Genomic DNA, 23,199 nt, shown 5'->3' with positions numbered 1-23,199 from the left:
TATAGTTTCATTATATGTACCGAATTCTTTTTCTTTAAATTAACGGAGTATCTTATGTTCCGCAGAACTAAAATCGTTACTACACTTGGCCCTGCAACTGATCGTGATGACAATTTACGTAAAATCATCGCAGCGGGTGCGAATGTGGTGCGTCTTAACTTCTCACATGGTTCACCAGAAGATCATCTTAAACGTGCTACTGACGCTCGTAACATCGCTAAAGAGTTAGGCGTTCATGTCGCTGTATTAGGTGACTTACAAGGCCCTAAAATTCGTGTTTCTACTTTCAAAGATAACAAAAAAATTCAACTGAATTTAGGTGATATCTTTGTTTTAGATGCGGCATTAGGCAAAGGCGAAGGTGACGAAAAGCAAGTTGGTATTGATTACAAAGAGTTACCAAACGACGTTGTTATCGGTGACATCTTAATGCTTGATGATGGTCGTGTTCAACTTCGAGTTGATTCAGTAGACGGTCAAAAAGTTTTCACTACTGTTACTGTTGCTGGTCCTCTATCAAACAATAAAGGTATCAATAAGCAAGGTGGCGGTTTAACTGCACCAGCATTAACTGAAAAAGATAAAGCTGACATTTTAACAGCTGCTCAAATTCAAGTTGATTACCTTGCCGTTTCATTTCCACGTACAGGTGCAGATTTAGATTTAGCTCGTAAACTTGCTGAAGAAGCTGGTAGCTATGCATTAATCGTATCAAAAGTGGAACGTGCTGAAGCTGTTGGTACTGACGAAGCAATGGACGATGTTATTAAAGCATCTGATGCTGTAATGGTTGCTCGTGGTGACTTAGGTGTTGAAATTGGCGATGCTGCATTAGTGGCTGTTCAAAAGAAACTCATTAAACGCTCACGTCAACTTAATAAAGTTGTTATTACAGCGACGCAAATGATGGAATCAATGATTTCTAGTCCTATGCCAACACGTGCAGAAGTGATGGATGTAGCTAATGCTGTATTAGATGGCACAGATGCGGTAATGCTTTCAGCTGAAACAGCTGCCGGTGACTTCCCAGAAGAAACTGTGTTAGCAATGAGCAACGTTTGTAAAGGTGCAGAACAACATCCTTCAGTGATGTCTTCTAAACATAGATTGGATCAAAAGTTCAATTCTATTGAAGAAACTATCGCCCTTTCTACTATGTATGCAGCTAACCACCTTGAAGGTGTTAAAGCGATTATCAGTTTGACTGAATCTGGTGAGACAACTAAATTAATGTCTCGTATCAGTTCATCATTACCTATTTTTGCGCTGTCACGTCATCAAAAGACGTTAGCAAAGCTTGCATTATTCCGTGGTGTGATGCCAGTTCAGTTTGACTCTACAGCCGTCGCAGCAGATGCATTAGCTTCGGAAGCACTAAAAGCTGTCGCTAAAGCTGGTTACCTTAAATCAGGTGACATGGTCTTAATGACTAAAGGTGATGCGATGGAAACAGTTGGCGGCACAAACACTTGTAAAGTGTTAGTCGTAGCTTAGTTGATTTTGTAACTACATTTACATCAAGCTCAATGGCAATTAACTCGCTATTTAGCTTCATAAAAAAACCACCTCAATGAGGTGGTTTTTTATTACGTGTGTTTTAATCTTTCAAATAACATTAATTATAGTGATTCAAAATCATTCACATTAATCGCTGCTAAACGTTTTGTATCAGCATCAACCAATTGGTCGTACTCTTGCTGATCAATAACATTGTTTTCTAACGCCTCACTGAAACTAGCTAGAGCAGGAAGTTTTGGCGTGAGATCACCTGCCTTCTGTGCTTTTCTCAAGCGAGCATATAAATGCTTACACTCAATCTTTGCAAGAAAAGCTTGTTCAACTTCAGCAATACCACTCTTATCCCCTTCAAAATCAGCACATAAGAAAGTAATACGATCCCTTGCTGGTGATGGTTGTAAGAAGTTGTCTGCTAATGTCGTCGCTTGTTTATCTGATGGCGCATTAAAATGATTGCCTAATGGGAATATAATCACTTTCAATAATATGCCAACAAGCTTACTTGGGAAGTTACGTGTTGCTTCATGAAGCGCTTTAGCCGCAAGATGTAAACGTTCTGTCATTACATAATGCACAATCGGCAAATCGTCTTGTTGACGGCCGTTGTCTTCAAATTGCTTTAAAGTGGCAGATGCTAAATAAAGTTGGCTAAGTACATCACCCATACGCGCAGAAATCATTTCTTTACGCTTTAAGTCACCGCCCATTATTAGCATAGACAAATCCGTCATGATGGCTAACCCCGATGATAATCGGCTCATGTCTTTGTAATACTGCTGCGTGGTACCACTCACTGGCGATGAATTAGTTTTACTGGCTGTTAATGCATTAAAGAACGCCATAGCACCATTACGTGCTGCGTAGCCCATATGACCCATCAACAAAGCATCAAAACGGTTAATTGCTGCTTTTTGATCTTCCATCGCTGCAGTTTCCATTTCAGCAAGGACATAAGGATGACAACGTGTTGCTCCTTGACCAAAAATCATCAGAGAACGAGTGAGGATGTTTGCGCCTTCAACCGTTATCGAAATTGGGCTAGACATGTATGCATGACCTAAGTAATTTTTAGCGCCAAGCTGAATGCCCTTACCTGATTGAATATCCATTGCATCTTCAACCACATCTCGACCCAGTTCAGTCATATGGTATTTGGCAATAGCCGTTACTACTGACGGTTTAACCTTAAGGTCAATACCTGTTGTCGTTAAACAACGCGCGGCTTCAAGTTGATAAGTATTAGCAATGATACGGGCTAAAGCTTCTTGTACGCCTTCAAACTTACCAATAGGCATACCAAACTGTTGTCTGACATAGCTATAAGCTGAAGTGGTTTTAGTCGCCATTTGCGCTGATGCAGTGGCAAGTGCAGGTAGAGAAATACCGCGACCAGCTGATAAACACTCAACCAACATTCTCCAACCTTTACCGGCAAATTGTGGGCCACCAATAATCCAATCAAGTGGGATAAACACATCCTTACCTGTGGTGGTGCCGTTCATAAATGCCATCATGAGTGGGTTATGGCGACGGCCAATTTCAACCCCTTCATGATCGGTAGGAATTAACGCACAAGTAATACCAATGTTTTGTTCATCACCTAATAAACCTTCAGGATCACGCATTTGAAACGCTAAACCAAGTACGGTCGCAACTGGTGCTAAAGTGATATAGCGCTTATCCCAAGTTAAACTTAACCCTAGGGTATCTTCACCATTAAACTCACGACGACAAACGATACCAACATCTGGAATAGCACCAGCATCTGAACCTGCCTCAGGGCCAGTTAACGCAAAACACGGTAATTCTTCACCAACCGCTAATGCTGGTAACCAACGCTCTTTTTGCTCTTGAGTACCATAGTGAGTCAATAATTCACCAGGACCCAGTGAATTAGGTACCATAACTGTCACAGCAGCACTGATACTTCTGGTAGCAATTTTACTTACAATAGTTGAATTCGCATAAGCAGAGAACTCACGACCACCAAACTTTTTAGGGATAATTAAAGCGAAAAAACCTTCTTTTTTAAAGTAATCCCATAATTCAGGAGGTAGATCTTTACGATTATGAACAATGTCATAATCGTCAATCATTGTGAGTGCTGTCATCACTTGATTGTTAATAAAGTCTTGTTCTTCAGCAGAGAGTGTTGGTTTGCCGTAGTTATGTAACGTATTCCAGTTAGGGTTACCACGGAATAACTCACCTTCCCACCATACATCGCCAGCTTCCATAGCTTCTTTTTCAGTACTTGAGAGCGGTGGTAACACTTTTTTGAAAAAACTAAAAACAGGACGAGTAATAAAACGCATCCTTAAATTTCGGACACCAAATAGCACAATCAGTGCTATTAAAACTAGTATGAGGACAGTCATGTTAATCCCTTATTCCTTTGCTAAAATGGGTACTGAAACGCCAGCTGCCATATATGGTATGACTTTACGTATAATTGCTTCGGTATCGTTATGTTCACCATAATCTGCTGCAGCAATTTCATTTAATGCATCTGCAGAAGCCATAGTGAAAACAATTGTGCCTAAGGTAAAGTGTAGACGCCAAAACATTTCTGCAGGCGGAATATGCGGCGCACTTGCTGAAACCGCTTTTACGAACGCTTCTAAATATTGTCCATAATGCGTTGTGATAAACCAACGCAAATGACCTTGACTCTCAATATAACCACGACCTAACAACTGTAGAAAAATCGTTGTTCCACCATGACGTACCTGATTGAGTTCCAGCAAGGGCTTAATTAGCGATGAAAATATTTCATTCAAATTAGCAAGCTCTGGATTTTTAAATAACCTTTGTATTTCAGCCGCTGCACTAGGCATAAACACATCTAAGTAGCGTGCTAACACCGCTCGAATGAGTTCTTTCTTTGAACCAAAATGATAGTTAACGGATGCCAAATTGACTTCAGCTTTACTGGTAATTAACCTTAACGATGTTTCTGAAAAGCCTCTTTCGGCAAATAATTTTTCAGCGGCATCAAGAATTCTTGTTTTTGTATCTGTTCTGCTTGCCATTCCATGACCCATTTCAATTAAAACACTCGTTTAAATTAAACATTGAGCGCACACTTGTCAATCTAATTTACTGTTAACAGACTAAGTTAATAGCAGGTTTATAGGCATCACAGCGGGTTCTGTTAACTTATATGCAATATAAGCCTTATTTATGTAAACTAACGCCGACAATAAAAATAAGGAAAACGATAAGATGAAACACCCTTTTAAACAGCCGTCCAAAATTGCATTGGTTATTTCAATTGCATTAGGGCTTACTGCCTGCCAACAAGCAGAAGAAGAAATCATCACTTCAACAGCGGAAGTTCAAAATACTGTTATTAAAGCAACATCAACAATTGATAGTGAATCAGCAATTAAGTTTATTAATCAAGCAGAAGCTGAGTTGGCTCAATTGTCTATAGAAGGCGCTCGTACTGAATGGGTATATAGTAATTTTATTACTGAAGATACAGCCGCACTCTCAGCTGCTATTGGTGAGAAAATGACTTCTCGCTCAGTTAGCTTTGCTACCGAAGCCGCCAAATATGCCAATGTAGAACTCGATCCTGTCAATGCCCGTAAGTTACATATTCTACGCAGTAGCCTTGTTTTGCCCGCACCTCTCGATCCAGTAAAGAATGCAGAACTTGCACAAATCAGTTCAGAATTAAACGGCTTATATGGCAAAGGGAAATACTGTTTTGATGATGGACGTTGTCTCACGCAGCCTGAACTTTCAGCGTTAATGGCAGAGTCTCAAGATCCCGCTGTATTATTAGAGGCTTGGCAAGGTTGGCGTGAAATAGCTAAGCCGATGCGCCCTTTGTTTGAACGAGAAGTTGAACTTGCTAATGAAGGCGCTAGAGACTTAGGTTTTGCTGATCTATCTGAATTATGGCGTAGTCAATATGATATGGAACCAGACGACTTTTCTGCAGAACTCGATAGATTATGGGGTGACATTAAGCCTTTATATGATTCTCTACATTGTTACGTACGAGGCGAGTTAAACGAGCAATATGGTGATGACATAGCACCTAAGCAAGGTCCAATTCCTGCTCATCTATTGGGTAACATGTGGGCACAGCAATGGGGAACCATATACAATTCAGTGGCACCTGAAGATGCTGATCCAGGTTATGATGTAACAGCCCTACTTGCTGCAAATAATTATGACGAAATTAAAATGGTTGAACAAGCTGAAGGCTTTTTCTCATCCCTTGGTTTCGATGAATTACCAGATACTTTTTGGACACGTTCCCTTTTTGTTCAACCCAAAGATCGTGATGTCGTTTGTCATGCATCTGCTTGGGATTTAGACAACGAAGATGATATTCGTATTAAGATGTGTATTCAAAAAACTGCTGAAGACTTTACTGTTATTCATCATGAGCTTGGCCACAATTATTATCAACGAGCCTATAAAAACCAGCCTCATTTATTTAAAGGCTCTGCCAATGATGGTTTCCATGAAGCTATTGGCGATACCATCGCATTATCAATCACCCCAAGCTACTTAAAACAAATAGGTTTACTTGACGAGGTACCTGATGCTTCTAAAGACATAGGTCTATTATTAAAACAAGCACTCGATAAAATTGCTTTTATGCCATTTGGCTTAATGATTGATCAGTGGCGCTGGAAAGTCTTCAATGGCGAAATAACACCTGAACAATACAACCAAGCTTGGTGGGATTTACGTGAAAAATATCAAGGTGTGGCTGCACCGATAGCACGTACAGAAGCCGATTTCGATCCCGGTGCTAAATACCACGTACCGGGTAACGTGCCTTATACACGCTATTTCTTAGCTCATGTACTTCAATTCCAATTTCACAAATCGTTATGTGACATTGCTGGTAATGAAGGCCCTGTCCACCGATGCAGTATTTACGGCAACAAAGAAGCTGGCGATAAGTTAAATCAAATGCTAGAAGCTGGACTCAGTCAGCCTTGGCCTGAAGCACTGAATATTGTTACTGGTACTAAGTCAATGGATGCTAAAGCGGTATTGGATTATTTTGCGCCATTGCAGGTTTGGCTTGATGAGCAGAATAAAACCGAAAATCGTCAATGCGGTTGGTAATCGAGTCAATATAGATACACCTATTGGTTTTGGTAAATAATCAAAACATTAAAGAGCACCTAATTAAGGTGCTCTTTTTGTAGCTACAGTAATATTTAGCCTTAAATCAATTCTAGGCACATTAACCTGATGACTGCTAATGTCAGTCTTTGCATATCCTAATCAATTAATATAAATCGAATACAAATACCAACAACATAACCTTTTGCTTCTTCAATCACACAAAATCTCATTTATCCCTTTACTGAACACAACGCCACAATTTAACCAGATCAAAACAAATGAGAAACAGGTGAGCAACCAAAACCTACACACCTTTTAACGACATTAATATGACACCTGTTGTTATTTTGACTTATACGATCTAGATCACATAAATAGCCGTTTATGAGACAAGTCTTTGTGGTAATTTACGTTCGAACACAAAGTGAATGGAGTTACTTGTGCAGCGAATGCGTAGGTGATCCTATTACATCAACAATCCACATTCGGATTTCTGTTGATTCAATACAGTTAAACACCCGCCTTCGTTTAAAAATATAATTAATCATTCAATTATTAATTAGCCCTTCTTCATTCTAAGTATTGTTTTCTTGAATTATTCAGGAGCAAGGAGTTTTGTGTGAAAAAAAGTAACTATGTAAAACTAAGAAATGGTCGAGCTAAACGGATCCGTAAAGGTTCTACATTAAATTATGCTAACCACAAAACTAGCATTCACTTTCTCTTCATCACTATGGCAGTGTTGTATTTCGTCATGTAAGTGCAAAGCCGGTTCAATGATGCCTTTTGTGAATAATTCAGCAACAACAAACAACATGTAAGCTACTGTTAATTAACTTATTAGTTTCGACTTTAAACATTTTATAACCATCAGCTTTGCTTTATACAATATCTTTTATGAAATGTCTCACTAGTTCACATTTATGGATAAAACATAGTTATTTTTTTAGATGAAAATGACAAAGTTATTAATGGAATCAATTTCAAAAGCACTCAAACCTCAGTACTACTAACTAATATTTGAACATGAGTGATTGTTAATTAATGACTGTTATTAGTGATTGTTATTAGTGATTGCTATTAGTGATTGTCACCAATGGTTGTTGATTACAACTTTTTGCTTAAAAGATTTAATCATTAGCTTTGATTGAATGCTTCTATTGAGAAGAATACTGACTCCGATCGGTGTATCTAAGCCGCAATATCCTTTGTTTTACTTAATACAATTTAATGATCTCCAGGAGTTATGGTCGAGTCTACAAGACATCAAACCTAATCCCGCAGCCTTCTAAAACATTAAATCGGTTTCAAACAATGAAACCTAGGCACAACATGAACAAGAAAAGTTATCAAAAACACAGAAATGAGCGATCACAACGTTTAAATAACGAAAGCAGTGATAAAGCAAACAACACAACCACAATCATTATATTTGTGATTCTTATCGGTGTACTTGGCTATTTACTGATATAACTGCAGCAAAGATAAACAACACGTAAAGCCCTTCCCCACGGGCTTTATTAATCACATATTCCTAACGACATATGCATTATCTAAAGCCGCTGCCTTTGCGATTGGTTTCACTTGCTACTACGCGTTGCTGTTCAGATTTGACTAACATCACAAACAAAGCTCCTGTTCCACCTTGTTCGCGGGTTGCACTGTGAAAAGCTTGTACCTCTTCTAACTGAACTAACCAATGATTAACAGCCGACTTCATCAATCCAGCAAAAGGTTTGCTTTTAAACCCTTTGCCGTGAATAACTAATATATTTCTCTCACCTCGCCCATAGGCTTGTAGAACAGCATCGATTAACAATTCACGTGCTTGAACCAAACGATAAGCATGCAGATCTATTACAGATTTAGTTTTATATTTACCTAAACGTAAATGACGAAACACTTCTTCTTGAACACCATTGATTTTATAGCTAATGATCTCCTCTGGTTCAACCGGTAATATCAAAGCAGGTTCAACAGTAAGTTTATCCAAATACTCGTTTTGTGCTGCCGCAGCTCGTCTTGCTAACTGTGAGTCAGTCGGCAAATGAGTGGATTGATTAAAATGACTATCATTGACCTTAAGTGGCTTAACACCTGCCATTTCTTCCCAAAATAAATCACTGCCTTCTTGCTGCATCATCAACTCCTACACAATTTGTAAAGATTCCACGCTTTTGCTGCGGATTATAATAATTTATAGTGTCATCCATATCTTGAACTGCATACGCATTCATTTAAAACTCATTTTAAGAGCATTATATTTACATGAGCCATATAAAACTTTTGTTTATTTTCGTTTTATCTTTTTTCAGTCACTTTTCAACTGCTGAAACAATGACAGACAACGACTTAATTAATGCTAACTATAAAGTCTTTTCTTCAGGATTTGAAAAATTAGATCTCAACATTATTGATCAAATTTATGCTGACGATGCCGTTTACATTTCAGAAACCTTCGATAAAGAAATTGTGACAGGTAAAGAAAATATCTTATCCTTGTATAAAGTCTTTTTTAAGAAAATTGCCAAAAAATCAGCCCATATCGATGTCGATTTTAGAGTCATCAACCGAGAATTGACCGATGAAAATGCAACCGATGTAGGTTATTACTTAGTGCGTTTCCATCCCCGTAAAGAAACTGGCGAACCAACAAGTGTATTCTCAGGAAAGTTTGTTCTCGTGTCTCGTAAAGTTGGTGAGCAACAATGGAAGTTTATCGTTGATTCAAATACTAAAGTTAAACCTGATTTCTACTTCTCTGCAAAACCAAGTTCAAACTTATACTACGGGCGTCAATTTAACCCACTAATAGAATCACATGAAGAAACCACGGCTTTACATGAAAATCATCAAGAGTCTGACGAACACGACCATTAATTTGTTCATGTTCAGTCAATAAAATCGCAATTAGAAATGCCATAACGACGGTGAATCGATAAAGATATTCTGTTACGCTTTAAAAATCTGTACCATTGTCATTTCAATACTAATCAATAAAATGCCAGCAGATCATTAGCCATTAACATGACAATAAACATTCAATCTCCTTGCCCTTGCGGCAGAACACTCACTTACGCCCAGTGTTGCCAGCCATTTCACTTAAAAGTTAACACTGCAAATGATGTAGAAACACTCATGCGCTCTCGTTATTGCGCTTTTGTTCTACAGCATCATCAATACTTAATCGACACCCACCACCCTGACTACTTAAATGGCTTAACCGTTGAACTTCTAGCGCAAGGCGCAAATGACACTGAATGGTTAGGATTAGACGTAGAAGAATCGCAAAATGATTTGGTCGAAGGCACAGTCACTTTTAAAGCATGGTATATAAACAATAATGACATCGATGCTATTTACGAGTGTTCACAATTTCAGAAGTTGAATGGCATGTGGTATTACACAGAAGGAGAACAAAGAGCGGCTGAGTTACCCAAACGAAATGATAAGTGCGTTTGCTACAGTGGAAAAAAGTTTAAAGCTTGTTGCATGCGAAAAATTGTCTAACGTTAAAGTTTTAAAGTGACATCAATGCTTAATGAACCGCTGTATTTTGCTCAAAAATGAACTTTGAAAATTCGTTTTCTCTTATAGCGGGACTGTATAAATACCCTTGTGCATGATGGCAACTACTATCTTCGAGGAATATTTCCTGCTCTTTAGTTTCAACCCCTTCCGCTGTCAATGATATGTTCAAGGCTTTGGCCATTGCGATAATTGCGCTAACTATCTCTCGGCTTTCATGGCTAGTGGTTAAATCTGATATAAATGAACGATCTATTTTTAATTTAGTAATAGGAAATTGCTTTAGATAACGCATAGAGCTATAGCCCGTACCAAAGTCGTCAATGGCTAAGCCTACACCCAAGTCAGCTAATTCTTGACACAAGCGAGTGGCATGTCGAATATCACCCATTAATTCAGTTTCTGTTATTTCTAGAATCAAACTCTGTGGTTTTATTCTATAACGAGTGACTAAATTCCAAACTTGCTCGAATAAATTGCCACTGAAGAACTGTCTTGCTGCAACGTTAACATGCATCACTATGTCGACATCTTTACGCTGCCATAAATTAAGCTGTTTACAAGCCGCTTCGAGTACCCAGTCACCGATAGCATTAATCATTCCTGATTGTTCTGCTATTTCAATGAACGCACCAGGATAAAGTATGCCCTTTTTAGGGTGATGCCAGCGTATTAACGCCTCAGCACCAATATACTTGTGGTTTTTTAAATCCATTAACGGCTGATAATAGAGTTCAAATTGCCTACCACGGATAGCAGACATTAAATCTCTTTCTATATCAGCATTATTTTTAAACGTGGCTAATAAATCATCATTGAATATCTGAAAATTCAACATGGCTTTCTTCTTGGCATATTGCAGTGCAATATCAGCACAAGATAAAGGCGAGAATTGTGATGCAACAGCAGCGACATCCACAACCGCGATGGCTGCTTTAGGATCAACTTTTTCGCGACCGATAACAGAAGGAACAGCTAGCTTTTGATAAAGCTTAAAAACAACTTCTTCAAGAATTTCTGTTGATTCAAGATCAGGTAACAAAACGGCAAACTCATCACTGCCTACACGTGCAACATCAATGGCATTATTACTTAGTGCGAAGTGTTTTAATCTACGTGCAACTTCAGTTAACAGTGCATCACCTTGCTCATGACCACTGGTGTCATTAAAACGTTTGAAGCCCATCAAATCGATTAAAAACAGTATACCATTTGAAGCTCGGTCAAGTTGCTGGGTGAAATGCAGCCGATTATGCAAGCCTGTTAAAGTACAATTCCAAGCAAGGTTTTCTAATTCGTCTTTATGTCGACGCTGCTCAGAAACATTAATACAAGAAACCAAGGCATAATAATTACCTTGCTCAGTTACAAAGCGGTTGGCTTGATACTGTACCCAGTATTTAGTGTTATCGACTCTCTCCAGCTCTGCTTCACCTTGAATCGTTTCACCAGCAATTATTTTTTCAGTGAGTTCATTGGCAAGTTCGCGTTTACCACGGAAAAAATCTAAAGTAATTAACTCGTTATCTTGAACAATTTCGCGAGCAAGCCCTGTCATCTTTTCATGAGCAGGATTGACGTACTCAATGATCTGAGTTTTCAGATTGATTAACATCAGTACATGCTTAGCTTGTTCTGTCGCACTATGAAATAAAGTTAGTCGTTCATTATTGTCATAGGCATAACGCGTTGCGAGGGTCAGTGCTAATTGATCTGCAAATTGACATGCAAATTCTATGTTTGGTATGGATAATTCAACTTGGTGATCAAACTCAATACAAAGTAGACCTTCGATATGGCCATTTATTCGGATGGCCACATCAAGATTAGATTCAATTCCAGTTTGTTTATAATAGTCAGAAAAACAGCTTAAACGCTTATCAGTTGCTGAAATGCTACTGGCAATGTGTCTATAACGGCGGATTTCTTCAAAATATGATTCAGAGGCAAAATTATCATGACGTAATTGCTTAATCGCATCACTAATAGCGACTACAGGGGAAAGGCAGGCAACAACTTTTTGCTCAAGTGCTTTATTTCGTAGAGAAATAACAGACACACAAGTGGCATTAAAATGCTTCAACAGCAATTTACAGACTAATTCAGAGGTTCCGGTGAAGTCCCCCTTTTCTTTAGCCACAGAGTTTACAATTAACTCTAATAAGTGTTGCTCAGTTTGCTTCATTATTATTCCCAAAAAGACAGCATAGCAATCGGGTTGACCTCATTCTTAGGAGGTCTTTATCCATTTAAAATCAGGGTAATTATCATACCCATAAGTGTTATACAGAAAAAAACCTGTATATAGGAATAAACAAAAGGTCTATCCCAAAAGTATTAGTGTTACGAAGGTTACACTTACGACATAAAATTGCAAGATGTAACCCTTAAATTTAGATTGTAACCAAGAGTTTTCGCTTTTACAGACTGTTTTCTAACTGAAAAATCATTTTTTCAGCTGTAAATTCAAACTCAATAAACACCGTGATGTGATTGTCGGTTTCATCAAAACGAGTGTTAACAGAGTCAAAACGTGTTTCTGCTTTTTCAATAATCGCCTGAGCATCCGCTAAGGCTGTTTCGCCTTCAACTTGCAAAATCAACTGTGTATCTTGTTCATCGATCACAGTACCGATATCAACAAATGAACCACAATCATTACAGCTATCACTAACTTGAACGTCTTGCTTAGTAATCGTTTTAATCATATTAATCGCCTTTCACTGCTATAAAGCGTCAGCATAACGTAAAAACTGTCATTTATTATCTAGCTAGTTCACACAATTAGCAGAACATAATATTCAACAAATGTGACAACAACAATCATTACAGTTTAAAAATCAAGCAACTGCATAAAGCTGGTTTGCTAAAGTCTCACTTATTTTACGCTGAGTGGCTAATTGATCTAAGAAATGAATTTGATTTATTTCTGTAATTTCTGGAACTGATTGTTGGTGTTTTAATTTAGTAAGCTCATCGCAATTAGCCAAAACGATTTGCATTTCATCCTCATATTGCCCGCGAGTCACTAATGCTTCGGGTTTTAAAGCTTGTTGTAAATGAAATTGCGATACCCCGCCGCGTTGAAAATCAGTGGCGTTATCTATAGCTTGCTGTTGTGATAAATCACATACGAGTTGTTGAGCTTGAGGTAACTGAAAAGTTTTGTATAGTTTTTCATCGACATTGAGTTCTTTATCAAGTTGAAATTGTGACATGTCACGAGCATCAACAGACAACATAGATAAAAGAAGGCCAAATTCACCACGACGATCATGTTCAATCGCATCATTTAAACGATTGCCCAGTTGTAGTTCATTGACTAAAGGAAACTCAATTTGCATATAAAAACATCATTAATTACTGCGATTGTTATTTTATCGACCACTTGAACAAATACTTGAGAGTTATTTTCGATTTTGGCTTTACTTATATTTAATTCGTGACTATTATTCTCGCCGCAATTGAGGAGGGGTTCCCGAGTGGCCAAAGGGATCAGACTGTAAATCTGACGGCTCAGCCTTCGAAGGTTCGAATCCTTCTCCCTCCACCATTTGCACCAATGATAAATATACCGTTTCGTGGAGGGGTTCCCGAGTGGCCAAAGGGATCAGACTGTAAATCTGACGGCTCAGCCTTCGAAGGTTCGAATCCTTCTCCCTCCACCATTTATCGGTATGGTTATTATTAAAAATAAATTGTTGTGGCCAACAATTTTGCATAAAAAGTAAGACAAGTAAGAAAATGTGGAGGGGTTCCCGAGTGGCCAAAGGGATCAGACTGTAAATCTGACGGCTCAGCCTTCGAAGGTTCGAATCCTTCTCCCTCCACCACTTCTTATGCTTTAAAATGAAATCTCATTTTATTCTTTATTTCTTGATTAAGTCTGCTCCGTTTTTAAACTGATATTTTTTGTTTGATCTTGTTCACATTAACCAGAACGCCTTCTATTACCTAACTGTAAATTAATGATTTTTACCTTTCATCAGCTAAAACATCCTTTAAGCAAAATATAAATAAGACTATGATATTGATCTCTTTTCATTTAAAGGTTCCATTATGTCTAAACAATGGGTTAAACAGGCAATCGCCAAAATTGAAGCGGACTTTCAGAGAAGCGCTGACACGCACTTAATCAAATTAGACCTTCCGCAACTTGATGGCATCGATATTTACCTTAAAGATGAAAGCACTCACCCAACTGGCAGTCTCAAACACCGATTAGCTCGATCATTGTTCTTATATGCCATATCCAACGGCTGGGTAAACGAACATACCAGTATCATAGAGTCATCATCAGGCAGCACTGCCGTATCAGAAGCATATTTTTCACGTTTATTAGGTCTACCTTTTATTGCCGTCATGCCTTCATCGACCGCAAAAACCAAAATTGAGCAAATCGAATTTTATGGCGGCCAATGCCACTTTGTTGATCATAGCAGTAAGATATATGCAGAATCTCAACGTTTAGCAGAGGAATTAAATGGTCACTATATGGATCAATTTACTTATGCTGAACGTGCGACCGATTGGCGTGGTAATAACAACATCGCTGATTCTATATTTAATCAAATGCAAAAAGAGCCCTATCCAATTCCTGAATGGATTGTGATGAGTCCAGGCACTGGTGGCACATCCGCTACCATAGGGCGTTATTTGAACTATCAGCAATTATCGACCAAGTTATGTGTTGTAGACCCAGAAAACTCGGTCTTTTATGACTACTATCATCAAGGCGATCAATCAATCACGTGTGAAAATGGCAGTAAAATTGAGGGTATTGGTCGACCAAGAGTTGAGCCTTCATTTATTGCAGGTGTTGTAGATGACATGAAAAAAATTCCAGACGCTGCTTCTCTTGCAACCATGAATTGGCTTGCCAAGTTGATTGGAAGAAAAGTCGGTCCCTCTACAGGAACTAATTTATACGGTGTGCTGGAACTTGCCTGCGCAATGAAACAAGCAGGCCAAACAGGTTCGCTAGTGACGCTTTTATGTGATTCAGGTGAACGTTATCTTGATACTTATTACAATGCACAATGGATTGATAACAATATCGGCTCAACAGCGCAGTATGATGCATTGTTAGAAAAGTTTAATACGTCTGGTTCACTTAAATAGTCTCGCTTACTCAGATAGTCTAGCTTACTCAAATAGTCTAGCTCCCTCAAATAGCCTATTTATTGACTGATTAGTTTGCATAAAAAAACCGCTTAATAGCGGTTTTTTTTATAATCAGAATGCTGAGTAACTTAACGTGAAGTTCTCTTGTACAACTTATTAATCAATATCTAAATACTTATGTGTTTGGATTGATAATCGCCAGTTACGTGCAATACAGGTTTTCATCGCAAGTTCAGTCGCTCTTGGCTTTTGACTGATTGGTTGTAAACAAATGGTTTTACCTGTGGTATCTATTGGGTTTAACAATTCATCCAATTCATCGATATGTTTTTGAGTTGCTATAGGATGTTTTATTTCATTTGCACGCATTAATGCTTGATCAAGTACGGCATAACCACCCTTCATGTTCACTTTTGGCGATACGGTAACCCAAACGTCTTTATGACAAATCACATCAAATGTGCCACTGGTTTCAATTTGTATATCGTAACCTGCGTCAATCAATTCATTGGTTAATGCTGATAAATCATATAAACATGGTTCTCCGCCCGTTAGAACAATATGCTTTGCGGTAAATCCTTTCGCTTTAAAGGCATTAATAAGGCTTGATGCATCATGTTCAGACCAGCGGCCGATAGTGCCATCAACTTGAATAACTTGTTCTTGTGAGACGTTGTTTTCAGCGAGTACTTCCCAGGTTTGCTTGGTATCACACCAGGAACACCCTACAGGACAGCCTTGTAGGCGAACAAAAATCGCTGGTACGCCAGTAAACGTTCCCTCGCCTTGGATTGTTTCAAACACTTCGTTTACTGGATAATTCATGTAAATGCCTTACTTTTAAAAAGTGCAGATAATTATCTGCTATATAAAGAGTATGTTTTGTTTCGAGGGCGCATTTATAGATGATTTTCAATGTAGCTGCAAGTTTTTGCTATCGCTTGCTGCAATAAGATAAAATAGCGGGATAATGTATTTTTCAAACTCATACCGAGTCATTCTTAAACAACTGAGGTTCAGTTTGTTTAATAACAAGCCGATATGAGTTTTACAGTGAGATTTTATGTCAAAAGCAATCGTTGTTTTTAGTGGTGGTCAAGATTCCACAACGTGCCTAATACAGGCAATGACAGAATATGATGAAGTTCATGCAATAACCTTTGACTATGGTCAACGTCATCGTCAAGAGATTGAAATAGCTCAATCATTAGCTAAACAGCTTAATATCGCCAGTCACAAGGTCATGGATGTCAGCTTATTGAACGAGCTCGCTATTTCAGCGTTAACTCGAGATGCAATTCCTGTCTCACATGAACTGATGGAAAACGGTCTACCAAGTACGTTTGTCCCAGGTAGAAATATTTTGTTCTTAACTCTTGCTGGTATTTATGCGTATCAGCTAGGTTGCGACGCTATTATCACGGGCGTTTGTGAAACCGATTTCTCGGGTTACCCAGATTGTCGCGATGAATTTATTAAGTCCATGCAACAATCACTGGCATTAGGTATGGATAAGCCACTTAAAATTGTGACGCCATTAATGTGGCTAAACAAAGCTGAGACTTGGGCACTGGCAGATAAGTACCACTCGTTATCATTAGTAACTGAAGAAACCCTCACTTGTTACAACGGCATTAAAGGCAGTGGCTGCGGAGACTGCCCTGCGTGTTTATTACGTCAACGTGGGTTGGATGATTATCTTAGTAATAAATCTACTGTGATGGCGTCTTTAGAGTCTAAGCAATAACGTTATTCGAATTATTTGATTCTAATCAGAATCGTTATCAAAGATTAAAATTTATTCTTAGCTACAATTAACACTATGACTCGATTTAAATGGATTTTACTATGCCAAGAAGCCGCAACAGCAGTGCAGGAACCTACTATTTCGCACTAGTAATCAGTGTCATTTGCACTGTGTTATTTGTCTCAACGATGACACCAATGGCAAACATAAACATTGATGCTTTACTCAGTTATCGTTACGACAATATCGCTGCTGGTGAACTATGGCGGATTGCGACTGGCAACTTACTCCATACTAACCTATGGCATTTGCTAATGAACTTAGCTGGTTTTTGGGTCATTTTGTTTTTACATGAGATGCACTACAAAGGTCATGCTAGCAAGTTTATGGGATTGTTTTTCAGTTTATGTATTCTTGAAGGCCTAGGTTTGTACTTCTTTTATCCAGAACTTAAAGGATACGTCGGTTTAAGTGGTCTACTGCACGGCTTATTTACCTTTGGTGCGTTATTAGACATCCGAAAAGGGTATATTTCAGGCTACTTATTACTCGTCGGAGTCTGTCTTAAAGTGGCTTATGAAATGTACTTTGGCGCGAGTGAAAGTGTTAGCTCACTGATTAATGCAAGAGTCGCCACTGAATCACACTTCATTGGTGTACTTAGCGGATTACTTTGTGGTCTTGTTTGGTTGCCTCTTATCAGATTTTTCAAACATCAGAAATTGGTTTCTGGTTAGAGCGAATAAATTAAATGGGTGCAATTTCACCCATTTTTGTTTGATACTTTAACCACAAATTAGGTAGATGCAAAATATCATCGGTTGAGTGATGTTTGATATACATTAGGCCGCCACACTTGCATTAGAATTTCTGGATTATCTATAGGTAAATATCCAAATTGGGCATAAAGGCCATGTGCATCTCGTGTGGCTAACATCATTCTACGAAAATCTTTAATCTGTTCATGATTCATAATGGTATCGATAAGCCATTTGCTTAATCCCTTGCCCCTGTATTCATCAATAATAAACACATCTGCTAAATAACCAAAAGTTGCATGGTCCGTAATTAATCTTGCAAAACCGACTTGTTGATTTGATTCAGTTAGCACGCTAAAACAACTTGAATGCTCTATCGCTTTTTGCAACACCGCCATCGGAATATCTTTAGCCCAATAAGAGTGAGTGATAAATTGATGAATGATGTTGATATCAATATCATTTTTATCTGTGCTAATTTTAAAGCCTTTCACTTGGAGGTCTTTTCTATCACTGCCGCTTTTATCCATGCCATCACGCCTTACACAATTAGTCATTAGGTTTTATTTACAGAATGTTCAATCAGGCTCTTTGTATAAGCAAGTAAGGCTTTATCGTCCATCCTTGACGACTTTGCTAGGCCATTTAACACACCTAGTTGATCAGCCTCTGAGCGATGCTGGCCTAGTTTCAGTTTTCCCTCAGCATGGGTAATTTCAATTTTAAAACCCACGATGGCTTTAGCGAGTTTTTGCTTATATTCCTCAGGAATAAAACCGCCACTTTCAGTTAATGACGGCTCATAATATTGAATCGTGTCTGAAAGTATTTGTAAGGTATCTTCGCTGCTCGTAAGACTTATATGCCCTTTTACATGCACAGCAGCATAATTCCAGGTCGGCACCGCTGGATAACTGTCATACCATGTGGGAGAAATATAGCCATGAGGGCCAGAAAACACCGCTAAAATAGCTTGGGTATCAAAAGCTTTCCAATGACTATTCGCTTTAGCAAGATGACCATATAAAGTGCCTAGTTCTCCTTCATCACGTTTTAATAATAAAGGGAGATGTGAAGCCGTTAAGTCTTGAGTGGTTAAAATGGCAAAGCTGAATTCATCTATAAAGTCATGGATCTGTTCAAGTGATTCCATTTGTAAGTTCTTAGGTATATACATATTGCTCCCTGCTATATAAAAAGCTTATATAAAAGCTTATATAAACTCCCTATGCTACGTGTTTAGGTTAACTTTTTATCTTAATACTTATCCTTTGAATAAATAATCTTACTTAACTAAGTTAATGTTATTTAGTCTCTAAGTAACAAGCCAAACGCTGCTGTAATGGCAAAATGGCATCTTTGTCATTCATATATTCTTCAATCGACATTAATTGCCAATATTGACCTTCATCTCCAAAGTGAATCGACTCAATCTCTAGCTGTGTCGCCTGTGCAACAAAGAAGAATGAAATACCATCAGATGTTTGATTAATGGCTTGTTGTTTGTATATCAACCTCTCAGTAGGTAATGCAATAGAAAATTCTTCATGCAATTCACGTAACACACATTGTTCAGGCGTTTCATTTCCTTCACGCCCACCTCCAGGAAAGTCCCACATATTTGCAAACGGAATTGAACTGATATTATCACGTAGATAAACCACTAATTGCTCGTTATAAAACAATGCCAATTTACAACCAGTGAATCCTTGTTCGTTACTTTTGTCATTGTCGTTGTCGTTGTCGTTGTCATTGATAATTAAATTCAACATCGTTAAATAATCCCTTAAAAAACAATAAAAAAACCAGTGACTAGCACTGGTTTAGTAAACTGGTTTTAATAAAAGCACAAGTTACGCGATAACAATAAACCCAACGAAAGTAATGGCCGCTGCAATCAGTGTATAAGGTAGCTGAGTAACAGCATGACTCACCAAGTTACACCCTGCACCTTGCGCTGCAAGTACAGTCGAATCACTATAAAAACAAGCCTGGCTACCAAAAGATGAAGCTGATAATAGTGCGCCAATCACCAAAGGAATATCAGCATTAACAGCTTGTGCTAATGGCATAACAATCGGTATAGATACCGCAAATATTCCCCAACTAGAACCTGTAGCAAACGCGAGTATTGCCATAGCAATAAATACCACAGCCGGTAACAGCTGCGCTGTCATATATGGGCTTAAGCTTTCAATGACAAATTGCGGTAGCAATAATTGATCGCATACATCTTTGAAAATAAATGCTGCGATAACGGTGCCGATTGCAGGCAGCATACTTTTAAAGCCATCAATCATTTGCTCCATCATCTCTGCAAATGGCATGAGCTTTTGTACTGCGTAATAAGGAATAGTTATCACCATTGTTGCTAATAAACCTAACCAGACATCAATGTCAAAATACACAGTAAAGCCTACCAACATGATTATCGGCACTAGAAAATTATGTAGTTTCCCCTGATGATCAGCAGTTTTAAATTCATCTTCCATCGCTTTAACAGCGTAATCATTACTGGTTTGAATATCCGCAGATTCATCGACAGGGATCCCAATACCTTGGCGTGCTTTTAATTCAGCTTTTTTCATCGGCCCAATTAAAGGAATAATACCTAAAATAACCAGCGGCACCATGATGACAGCAACCCAGGCATACAGCATATAAGGTATCGCTGACATATATACACTGATTGCTTGCCCCGTTTCTGCAATGCCATTGTCTACCAACAAGCCGCCAAAAAATACCGCCCAAGTTGACAATGGTACTAATACACAGATTGGCGCAGCAGTTGAATCAACTACATACGCTAGCATTTCACGAGAAATTCGAAACTTGTCAGTCACTCGCTTCATGGTTTCACCCACTGTAAGCGCATTCAAATAATCATCAATGAATATGGCAACACCCAATACAAACGTCATCAACAAAGACGATTTAGGGCCTTTGGCGACTTTTAATGCGTTTTTACCAAAGGCAAATGCACCGCCTGTTCTAACCAATAAAGCAATCAAAGCACCAAAAGTACCACACACTAAAATAAGCCAGCCGATGGTTTCATCTGCCATGACTTTAAGTGATATTTCTGAAAAGTTATTTAATGCTTCTGTTGGCTCAAGCATCAATAAACCCACAACAGCACCTATCACCAAAGCGAGAATAGGTCTTCTTAATAAAATTGCTAATATCAAAACAACCACAGGCGGGATCAAGCTGATCGCAGATGGCTCTGTCATGACGTCTTTCCTTGTTTAAATTTGATTTTGAAAAATGGAGATGCAAAATAATGTCGTTATGTCTTGGAGTCAACAAAAATAAAACATAAACAGCAAATAAAATAAGAATTTTTGACAAAGAAATCAACTATGAATAATTCATCATGACTGAATAAGCAGTCACCATATCGCAGGTAACTGAATAAACAGTCAAGGTTATAGGTTTGTTCTTATTGAAACGTGGAATTTAACGAGCAATAAACGTCACATCAAAGCGCCCTAAACCGCCGTATTCGAGTTTAAGAGGTACATCTAGTGCCATTTTAACCACACCATAATACGAACCAGTAATGATTGCTTGGCCAGCTTGCAAACTAATCCCTCTTTCACTTAAATGATTTACTAACCAATACAAAGGGTTTTGTGGCAAACCACATGGGTGCTCTCCCACTACATTTTGTTGTTGTTCACCTTGTTGAAGTGACAAAGCAATATTAGACGCACTATAAGCTAAAGATTTTTCAATTTCAGGCCCCAAATATAGCCCCTGATTGCTTAAGCCATCTGCCAAGCGTTCAAAGTGATTAGCTGGATAGTCCTTTGTAAACCTTGGTTGTATAAGCTCTAAAGCCATTCTAGTTTCACCAACAGCCTTATCGATTTCCGCTTCTGAGTATACTTTACCGCTGGGTAAATCTTCAGTTAAAACAAAAGCAATTTCAGGCTCAATAAGAGCCTGATTGTTCACTGGTGCTATTGGGCATATTGTTTGTTCAACAACACTTTCACCAAGTAACGGCGCCACAATAAGACTGCCATCGTCACGTGGGGTTAAGCACTTCCAGCCAACCACAGGATGTTGATGCATTTCAGCCATAATCTGCTGCACTGTTATCGCTTCAGATAACGAATCAGGTGCAGTAGTCTGTGACGTTTCAGCAACAGGCTTAGCAGCACCTCGTTGCATTAATAAATGTTTGGCATACCCAACTAGTTTGTCTGAAACCGTTAGTTTGTTTGTAAGATTGTTTGAGTCAGAATGAGCCACACTGGATCCTTGTGTAATAGTTAACTTGAATCATCTTTTGATTTTAAATAGTGCGTTGACTATTTAACTATGAAATAGCGATTAATAGTTGGAATCTGTTCTATAAAGTTAAACATATGATGTTTAACTGTGCAATGTGAATTTTTTCAAGGACAGTTATTAAAATCGCAAATCAGCTGACTTAATTTAGATACTCAGAATGTTACTGAAACAGAAACACAAATAGCATGGATATAGAGGCTAAACATAAGGAATAGACTTAGCGGAGCGAAATAACCTAGTCAAATAGCTGTATCAAAGATCATTATTCATCATAAATAACATCAAAATAAAAAACGGCTCAATCAATGATTGAACCGTTTCTTTGAATACTCAAGCTTTAAAGACTCATTTTACAACACTGCTGTTTATGCCATTAATGCAACCAAACGAGCTTTAGCATCGCTTAATAAGGTTTCTGTTAATGATTGTGCTAATGCACCATCTTTAGCTTTAATTGCATCAAATACTTCTTGGTGAAATGGAATCGATGTTTTGTTTTCAGCATCATTTTGGTTAGTAACCCGAATACTGACTAACAAGGCTGAAAAAATCACGCACTCCATCGAAATGAATAACTCATTATGAGACGCTTTTAAAATAGCACTGTGAAAGTGCGCATCTGCAATCACAAAACGATCCACATCGCTTGTAGACGCTTCCATTTCAGCGAGTGCTTCAGTAATTGCTTGAATATCTTCATCCGTGGCATTTAATGCTGCGAGACTGGCAGCTTTAGGCTCAAATGCGAGTCTAAACTCCATCAATTGAGTTAAAAAGTCAGGATTAAGTGGTGCAGAAAGGTGCCAAGCTAAAACATCATCGTCAAGTAAAGCCCAGTTATTTCTAGGTTTAACACGAGTACCTATTCCTCGGCGTACATCTAATAAGCCTTTACCAACGAGAATTTTTACCGCATCACGAACGACAACTCGACTGACTTGATAGCGTTCAGCCAGTTTATTTTCATCATCAATAAGCGTACCAGGCACAAACGTGCCAGCAACAATCCTACGACCTAACTCTTTTGCTACTTGAACAGGCAAACTCGGTGACATCGAGTTCGTTCTTCTTAAATCGTAGTATGTTAATTCACTCATTAAATATTTTTCCAAAAAGATA

21 protein-coding genes and 3 tRNA genes are annotated in these 23,199 nt (G+C 38.4%); 11 read left to right on the top strand and 13 right to left on the bottom strand.

What is annotated here, in order from left to right; translation table 11 throughout:
* The first annotated feature begins 54 nt into the window (after positions 1 to 54).
* The gene (gene pyk / locus BCU84_RS06295; RefSeq protein WP_102527234.1) at positions 55 to 1,494 is read left to right on the top strand and encodes a pyruvate kinase; all 1,440 of its coding nucleotides are present in this window, start codon (positions 55 to 57) and stop codon (positions 1,492 to 1,494) included.
* A gap of 125 nt (positions 1,495 to 1,619) precedes the next feature.
* Here the strand turns inward: pyk and BCU84_RS06290 are convergent, their stop codons facing one another.
* Positions 1,620 to 3,896 (bottom strand): acyl-CoA dehydrogenase, encoded by a 2,277-nt coding sequence (locus tag BCU84_RS06290; protein WP_102527233.1) that lies wholly within the window; start codon positions 3,894 to 3,896, stop codon positions 1,620 to 1,622.
* 9 nt (positions 3,897 to 3,905) lie between these two features.
* Complete coding sequence (locus BCU84_RS06285; RefSeq protein ID WP_102527232.1) at positions 3,906 to 4,550, bottom strand: TetR/AcrR family transcriptional regulator; 645 nt, start codon at positions 4,548 to 4,550, stop codon at positions 3,906 to 3,908.
* A gap of 193 nt (positions 4,551 to 4,743) precedes the next feature.
* Between BCU84_RS06285 and BCU84_RS06280 the strand changes: the two genes are divergently transcribed.
* Entirely contained in the window at positions 4,744 to 6,618 is a 1,875-nt protein-coding gene (locus BCU84_RS06280; RefSeq protein WP_102527231.1) for a M2 family metallopeptidase, read from the top strand.
* A 622-nt stretch (positions 6,619 to 7,240) separates the two neighbouring features.
* Positions 7,241 to 7,381, top strand: coding sequence for a hypothetical protein (locus BCU84_RS20690; RefSeq protein WP_157936199.1), 141 nt, complete (start codon positions 7,241 to 7,243; stop codon positions 7,379 to 7,381).
* 789 nt (positions 7,382 to 8,170) lie between these two features.
* Here BCU84_RS20690 and smrA read toward each other — a convergent pair.
* Complete coding sequence (gene smrA / locus BCU84_RS06275) at positions 8,171 to 8,761, bottom strand: DNA endonuclease SmrA (RefSeq protein ID WP_102527230.1); 591 nt, start codon at positions 8,759 to 8,761, stop codon at positions 8,171 to 8,173.
* 128 nt (positions 8,762 to 8,889) lie between these two features.
* Between smrA and BCU84_RS06270 the strand changes: the two genes are divergently transcribed.
* Entirely contained in the window at positions 8,890 to 9,501 is a 612-nt protein-coding gene (locus tag BCU84_RS06270; protein ID WP_241906369.1) for a DUF4440 domain-containing protein, read from the top strand.
* 147 nt (positions 9,502 to 9,648) lie between these two features.
* A complete protein-coding gene (locus BCU84_RS06265) occupies positions 9,649 to 10,131 on the top strand; it encodes a YchJ family protein (protein ID WP_102527229.1) in 483 nt (160 codons plus the stop codon).
* A gap of 28 nt (positions 10,132 to 10,159) precedes the next feature.
* Here the strand turns inward: BCU84_RS06265 and BCU84_RS06260 are convergent, their stop codons facing one another.
* The 3 genes from BCU84_RS06260 to BCU84_RS06250 form a co-directional block, all read right to left on the bottom strand.
* A complete protein-coding gene (locus BCU84_RS06260) occupies positions 10,160 to 12,337 on the bottom strand; it encodes an EAL domain-containing protein (protein ID WP_102527389.1) in 2,178 nt (725 codons plus the stop codon).
* Positions 12,338 to 12,569: 232 nt separating this feature from the next.
* Positions 12,570 to 12,857, bottom strand: coding sequence for a DUF406 family protein (locus tag BCU84_RS06255; protein ID WP_102527228.1), 288 nt, complete (start codon positions 12,855 to 12,857; stop codon positions 12,570 to 12,572).
* A 132-nt stretch (positions 12,858 to 12,989) separates the two neighbouring features.
* A complete protein-coding gene (locus tag BCU84_RS06250) occupies positions 12,990 to 13,493 on the bottom strand; it encodes a VC2046/SO_2500 family protein (RefSeq protein WP_102527227.1) in 504 nt (167 codons plus the stop codon).
* 124 nt (positions 13,494 to 13,617) lie between these two features.
* On the opposite strand from BCU84_RS06250, the gene BCU84_RS06245 reads away from it, so the two are divergent.
* The 4 genes from BCU84_RS06245 (at position 13,618) to BCU84_RS06230 (ending at position 15,270) form a co-directional block, all read left to right on the top strand.
* Positions 13,618 to 13,702: transfer RNA gene (locus BCU84_RS06245), tRNA-Tyr, on the top strand.
* 30 nt (positions 13,703 to 13,732) lie between these two features.
* A tRNA-Tyr gene (locus BCU84_RS06240) sits at positions 13,733 to 13,817 on the top strand.
* 80 nt (positions 13,818 to 13,897) lie between these two features.
* Positions 13,898 to 13,982, top strand: a tRNA-Tyr gene (locus tag BCU84_RS06235).
* A 226-nt stretch (positions 13,983 to 14,208) separates the two neighbouring features.
* A complete protein-coding gene (locus tag BCU84_RS06230) occupies positions 14,209 to 15,270 on the top strand; it encodes a PLP-dependent cysteine synthase family protein (protein WP_102527226.1) in 1,062 nt (353 codons plus the stop codon).
* A 159-nt stretch (positions 15,271 to 15,429) separates the two neighbouring features.
* Here the strand turns inward: BCU84_RS06230 and queE are convergent, their stop codons facing one another.
* Positions 15,430 to 16,098 carry a 7-carboxy-7-deazaguanine synthase QueE gene (gene queE, locus BCU84_RS06225; protein WP_102527225.1) on the bottom strand — a complete coding sequence of 223 codons (669 nt, stop codon included), beginning with the start codon at positions 16,096 to 16,098 and terminating at the stop codon, positions 15,430 to 15,432.
* A 238-nt stretch (positions 16,099 to 16,336) separates the two neighbouring features.
* On the opposite strand from queE, the gene queC reads away from it, so the two are divergent.
* Positions 16,337 to 17,020: a 7-cyano-7-deazaguanine synthase QueC gene (gene queC, locus BCU84_RS06220; protein ID WP_102527224.1), complete on the top strand. Its 684-nt coding sequence runs from the start codon at positions 16,337 to 16,339 to the stop codon at positions 17,018 to 17,020.
* Positions 17,021 to 17,121: 101 nt separating this feature from the next.
* Positions 17,122 to 17,757, top strand: coding sequence for a rhombosortase (rrtA, locus tag BCU84_RS06215; RefSeq protein ID WP_102527223.1), 636 nt, complete (start codon positions 17,122 to 17,124; stop codon positions 17,755 to 17,757).
* A gap of 77 nt (positions 17,758 to 17,834) precedes the next feature.
* On the opposite strand, the gene BCU84_RS06210 is transcribed toward rrtA, so the two are convergent.
* The 6 genes from BCU84_RS06210 to BCU84_RS06185 form a co-directional block, all read right to left on the bottom strand.
* Positions 17,835 to 18,308: a GNAT family N-acetyltransferase gene (locus tag BCU84_RS06210; protein ID WP_198589537.1), complete on the bottom strand. Its 474-nt coding sequence runs from the start codon at positions 18,306 to 18,308 to the stop codon at positions 17,835 to 17,837.
* A 26-nt stretch (positions 18,309 to 18,334) separates the two neighbouring features.
* Positions 18,335 to 18,955, bottom strand: a complete 621-nt coding sequence (locus BCU84_RS06205; RefSeq protein WP_102527222.1) for an FMN-binding negative transcriptional regulator — start codon at positions 18,953 to 18,955, stop codon at positions 18,335 to 18,337.
* Positions 18,956 to 19,082: 127 nt separating this feature from the next.
* Positions 19,083 to 19,550, bottom strand: coding sequence for an NUDIX hydrolase (locus BCU84_RS06200; RefSeq protein WP_102527221.1), 468 nt, complete (start codon positions 19,548 to 19,550; stop codon positions 19,083 to 19,085).
* A gap of 81 nt (positions 19,551 to 19,631) precedes the next feature.
* On the bottom strand, positions 19,632 to 21,011 hold the full coding sequence (locus BCU84_RS06195) for a Na+/H+ antiporter NhaC family protein (protein WP_102527220.1): 1,380 nt from the start codon (positions 21,009 to 21,011) through the stop codon (positions 19,632 to 19,634).
* Between the two features lie 226 nt (positions 21,012 to 21,237).
* On the bottom strand, positions 21,238 to 22,038 hold the full coding sequence (locus tag BCU84_RS06190; protein WP_102527219.1) for a 2-keto-4-pentenoate hydratase: 801 nt from the start codon (positions 22,036 to 22,038) through the stop codon (positions 21,238 to 21,240).
* A 407-nt stretch (positions 22,039 to 22,445) separates the two neighbouring features.
* On the bottom strand, positions 22,446 to 23,177 hold the full coding sequence (locus BCU84_RS06185) for a FadR/GntR family transcriptional regulator (RefSeq protein WP_102527218.1): 732 nt from the start codon (positions 23,175 to 23,177) through the stop codon (positions 22,446 to 22,448).
* Between the last annotated feature and the right edge of the window lie 22 nt (positions 23,178 to 23,199).

The organism is Shewanella sp. 10N.286.51.B7 (assembly GCF_002873615.1).
Taxonomy (GTDB): Bacteria; Pseudomonadota; Gammaproteobacteria; order Enterobacterales; family Shewanellaceae; genus Shewanella; species Shewanella electrodiphila.
This window is presented reverse-complemented; position numbering and strand designations above follow the sequence as displayed.